Genomic DNA, 4,175 nt, shown 5'->3' with positions numbered 1-4,175 from the left:
CCCCCTTCCCCCTTTTCCCAAACTCCAAACTCCAAACTCCAAACTCTAAACTCCCCCGACTGGATCATCGCCGAAATCAGCAGCTACCAGATCGAGTCTTCCTCCAGCCTCGCGCCGCGCATTGCCCTGTGGACAACCTTCACGCCCGACCACCTCAGCCGCCACTATACGCTAGAGAACTACTCCAGCATCAAGGCTTCGCTGCTGGCGCGATCGCCCCTGCAAATTTTCAACGGCGATGACCCCTACCTCCGCAACACCGCCGACCGCTGGCCCAACGCCTGCTGGACGAGCGCGGCGGGCAAGGCGCATCTGCTGGGCGATCCCACGCGGGGAGCCTATGTAGAAGACGGCTGGGCGATCGCCCTGGGAGAACGCATCGTTCCCATAGACGCGCTGAACATGGTAGGCCCCCACAACACCCAAAACCTGCTGATGGCGGTGCTGGCGGCACGGCTGGCGGGTATCGAGAAGGGGGCGATCGCCCACGCGGTTGAAACCTTTCCCGGCGTGCCCCACCGCCTAGAACACATCTGCACCTGGCGGGGCATCGACTTTATCAACGACAGCAAAGCCACCAACTATGACGCGGCCCAGGTGGGACTGGCAGCCGTGCCCGCGCCCGCCATCCTGATTGCAGGCGGCGAAGCCAAAGACGGCGACGACACCGCATGGCTATCCACGATTCAGCAAAAAGCCGCCGCCGTTTTGCTCATTGGCAGCGCCGCCGAAGCCTTTGCAAAACGCCTGGACAGTATTGGCTACTCGGACTACGAAATCGTCGAAACGCTGGATCGCGCCGTAGAGCGCAGCGCCGAACTGGGTCAAGCGCTGAATGCCCAGACCGGACTCCGCACTGTCCTGTTTTCGCCCGCCTGCGCCAGCTTTGATCAATACCCCAACTTCGAGGCGCGGGGCGACCACTTCCGCACGCTGTGTCTGGCGCTGTAGCTCTGGTTAGATCATCACTAGATGACATGGGGGACGCTGACTTGATAATCGCGACTATTTTGAACGCTAAAAGCCCGGTGTCTGGCTTGGCGATCGCCCCCCAAGCCCCGTCGTTTATTCAAGAGAGTCCTGGCAGATTTAGACAGGACCTAAAATGAAGCCAGGATCGATTTGCTCCCTGCCGCTTACAATCCATGATTCAAACCCGGCCCCGGTTTCTCAGCTTTGAAGAGTATCTGTCTTATCACGACGAGACAGAGAATTTGTATGAACTATTTGTATGAACTATTTAATGGAGAGCTAGTCGAAGTGCCGCCAGAGTCCGGAGAAAACGTTCAAATTGCGAATCGGCTTTTTCTCGCGTTTGCAATACTCCTGGGCACAGATCGAGTCCGCGGGCACGGGCTGGAACTGGAAGTGCGCGGGGAGCCTAAAAATCGCTATCCCGACCTCACCATTCTTCGAGAAGAACACATTCAGCTTCTCAAAAGCCGCAACACGACTCGGCTGAACATGGCTCCGCCGCTGCTGGTGGTGGAAGTCGTCAGCCCCGGAGACTTGCAGCGCGATCGCGATTACATTGCCAAGCGATCGCAATATCAGGACATCGGCATTCCTGAGTATTGGATTGTCGATTCACAGGACAACGCGGTCACGGTTCTGACGCTGCTGGAGACTACCTATTCCCAGGTAGAACGCTTTCAGGGAGAGGAGGTCGTGCGATCGCCCCAATTCCCTGACGTGCAAATCACCAGCGCACAAATCTTTGGCTCTAGAGCCGATGGCTGAGTAATCCCTCTGCAACTTCCTCTACTCATCGGGTTCTCGCTCGATGGGGTTCGTGGAAAAATCCATTGGTTCTGCATCGGGATCGGGCGGCACCGGGCTGAATGCAGGACAATAGCCTTCTGGTGTGACTTTGAAGCCAAAGAGGGATGAGGCCTGGCTCCAGCAGCGCTGCCCCCGATAGTGGATGCAGTTGCCGCAGCATTCGGTTCCTGGCAAAATGTCTGGCTCGTCGCCGCGATTCAACAACTCTCGCTGAGACACGCCCCGCAGCACCAGGCTGTCGCCCTGCCAGCGCACTTCCACGATGCCCGTGTCAGCAAAGGACTGCCAGCGCGGGTCGGTGAGCAGCACCGGGGGCAGCGTCACCAGTGCGCCGTCTTCGTACTCGGTCAGTTCGCCTTCATACTGCGTTTCGGGCGCGGCGGGCTGAAGAAAAGTTTCGCCCACAGGCAGATCGACGCGCATTCCGGCCAGCGGCGTGTGCAGGTGATAGCGGTTTTGCAGCTCCTCCAGGCTGGCCAGGTCAGCCAGATAGTTGGACGGGCCATGCACCAGAACGACGTGCTGGGGCCGCAGGTTGTGGATCAGTTGGGTGGTGCCGATGCCGTCGCAGTGTTCGCCTAGCAGGTAGGTGTCGAGCGTGAGGCGACCCGATTTGAGGAGCGATCGCAGCGATTTGGAGGCTTGAATTCGCTGCTCGGTAAGTGCGTCGATCGCCCCCTCGCGGCCCGGCTGCTGGGGCACGAGCAATAGCCAGGGCAGCAGGCTAGCGTGGACGTATTGGCTGAGTTCGGTGTCGTAGTGAGTCAGCACGATGGCAGGCGTGGGGCCCGACAGGGCGATTTGCCGCAGCCCCGGATCGAGCGGCAGCCGTCGCACATGGGGGCGAATGCGTTCATCCCAAAATAGGGACTGGTGTCGCGCAAAGTTTTGTACACTGCTGGGGAAGTGATGCAGCAGTTCCAAATAGGCATCGCATCCGGCGGCAATGCGCTCGTCTACCCAGATGTCGATCGCCCGTCCGGTGAAGTGGTGATGGCTGCGGAGGAGGATCAGCAGTTCCTGCCCCAGTCCCAGCGTAGGCACGGGAAACAGGACGGATTGCGAAGCGGCGATCGCCTGATGGATGCGCTCTGCAAGCTGGTTTTCCTGCTGGCGGCGGTGAGGAAAGCGGGCTGTGCCATAGCTGCCCTCGGCAATCAGCACGTCGGGCTTCAGTCCGCGCATCTCTTCCAGCGGCAGCCCTTCCGCCAGCCGCGAGTTGGACAGCAGAAAATCGCCCGTATAGAAGACGGTGTAGGTGCGCTCCGAGGTGGCGTAGGTGAGCAGGAGCGCTGCGGCCCCCGGCAGGTGTCCAGCAGGAATCAGTTCAGCGCTGAGGCCGTCGGCAAATTCGACGGGCGATCGCCAGGGCAGCGCATGGCAAAAGTCTGGCACGTCTGGTTCATCCAGCCAGTTCAGCGGCAGCAGTTGGGCCGTCACCTCGCTGGCATACACGGGCAAATGAGGAAATGCCCGATGCAGCGCCAGCAATCCCCGCGCATGGTCGCCGTGGGCGTGAGTACACAGCACCAAATCCGCAGGCGGCTCTGCTTCTGCCGTCAGCGCGTCAATCTGTTCTAGTCCACAGTCCAACAGAATCCGATGAGGCCCCATCCGAACCAGCAGACAGACCCCTTCATCGGTGTTTCCTACACCATAGGGCAAGCATTCAAGTTCAGTCACGGCTTCAGCGGGTCGCGTTTCTTGCTCATGAGGAAACCGCAACGCGGCCAGGCAACGTGCGGGGCTGGGGGGAGCCAAGAGAGCGGGAGCAGCGCTCCGAGAGTGCAGTCAGGGTGCGACTTAGTGTGCTAGTGTGCAGAGCCGTTGCCGTGATAGTTGTCTGAATCGTAGAAACCGTTGCGGGTGCCGAAGAAGAGACAGGCCGCAATAAAGACCGGCGTAATTCCCAGAAGAATGAGTTTAACGTCCATTTTTTTGAAACCTCGTTTGCGGTCTAGTATAAGGCTGAGACGAATGAAATCAAGGGTTGTTAGAGTTTGTTTAAGGTTGCTTGCTGGGTTGGGGAGGCACGCCCGTTTGCCCCAAGCCCTCCGTTTGCCCCAGACCCTCCGCTGAGTGGTGCAACCCTTAGCCAGGCTCCGCCGGTTTTTGCCAGCCTGTTTTCATCCTACTCAATCTGTTTAGCATCTGGTTAGTGCCAGTTAGTGTTAGTGCGAGTTAGTGCGAGACAAACTGCCTGTGCGATCGCCCGCTTCTATACCTCCCCAGCCCCCAATCCCATCCCCAGGGGTCATTCCCCGCGACTGGCTGAGCCGCTGCGCCACCCAGGTCGCGCCCGATCTGCTGGGCTGTGTGCTGGTGCGCCAGTTGCCCAATGGGGAAATCCTGCGCGGCGTGATCGTGGAAACGGAAGCCTACACCCCCGGCGA

General features: G+C 59.5%; 4 protein-coding genes and 1 pseudogene. 3 read left to right on the top strand and 2 right to left on the bottom strand.

From position 1 onward, the window contains the following. A partial coding sequence (murD, locus tag IGS51_RS06170) for a UDP-N-acetylmuramoyl-L-alanine--D-glutamate ligase (protein ID WP_297077204.1) occupies nt 1-951 on the top strand: 951 nt, incomplete at its 5' end. A gap of 194 nt (nt 952-1,145) precedes the next feature. Continuing rightward, nucleotides 1,146-1,740: pseudogene (locus IGS51_RS06165) on the top strand (Uma2 family endonuclease). Between the two features lie 21 nt (nt 1,741-1,761). Here IGS51_RS06165 and IGS51_RS06160 read toward each other — a convergent pair. After that, on the bottom strand, nt 1,762-3,465 hold the full coding sequence (locus IGS51_RS06160; protein WP_297077201.1) for an MBL fold metallo-hydrolase: 1,704 nt from the start codon (nt 3,463-3,465) through the stop codon (nt 1,762-1,764). A gap of 128 nt (nt 3,466-3,593) precedes the next feature. Further along, the gene (locus IGS51_RS06155; protein ID WP_267313420.1) at nt 3,594-3,716 is read right to left on the bottom strand and encodes a hypothetical protein; all 123 of its coding nucleotides are present in this window, start codon (nt 3,714-3,716) and stop codon (nt 3,594-3,596) included. A gap of 304 nt (nt 3,717-4,020) precedes the next feature. Between IGS51_RS06155 and IGS51_RS06150 the strand changes: the two genes are divergently transcribed. Continuing rightward, nucleotides 4,021-4,175: DNA-3-methyladenine glycosylase (locus IGS51_RS06150; RefSeq protein WP_367279277.1), on the top strand; the 155-nt coding region annotated here is incomplete at its 3' end.

Origin of the sequence: Thermoleptolyngbya sp. M55_K2018_002 (assembly GCF_015295965.1) — a bacterium.
GTDB classification, from domain to species: Bacteria; Cyanobacteriota; Cyanobacteriia; order Elainellales; family Elainellaceae; genus Thermoleptolyngbya; species Thermoleptolyngbya sichuanensis.
The sequence above is the reverse complement of the archived record's forward strand: the minus strand, read 5'-3'. Positions and strand labels throughout refer to the sequence as shown.

Coding starts and splice junctions, on each gene's coding strand:
- IGS51_RS06155 (WP_267313420.1), bottom strand. CDS start 3,716: ATGGACGTTAAACTCATTCTTCTGGGAATTACGCCGGTCTTTATTGCG.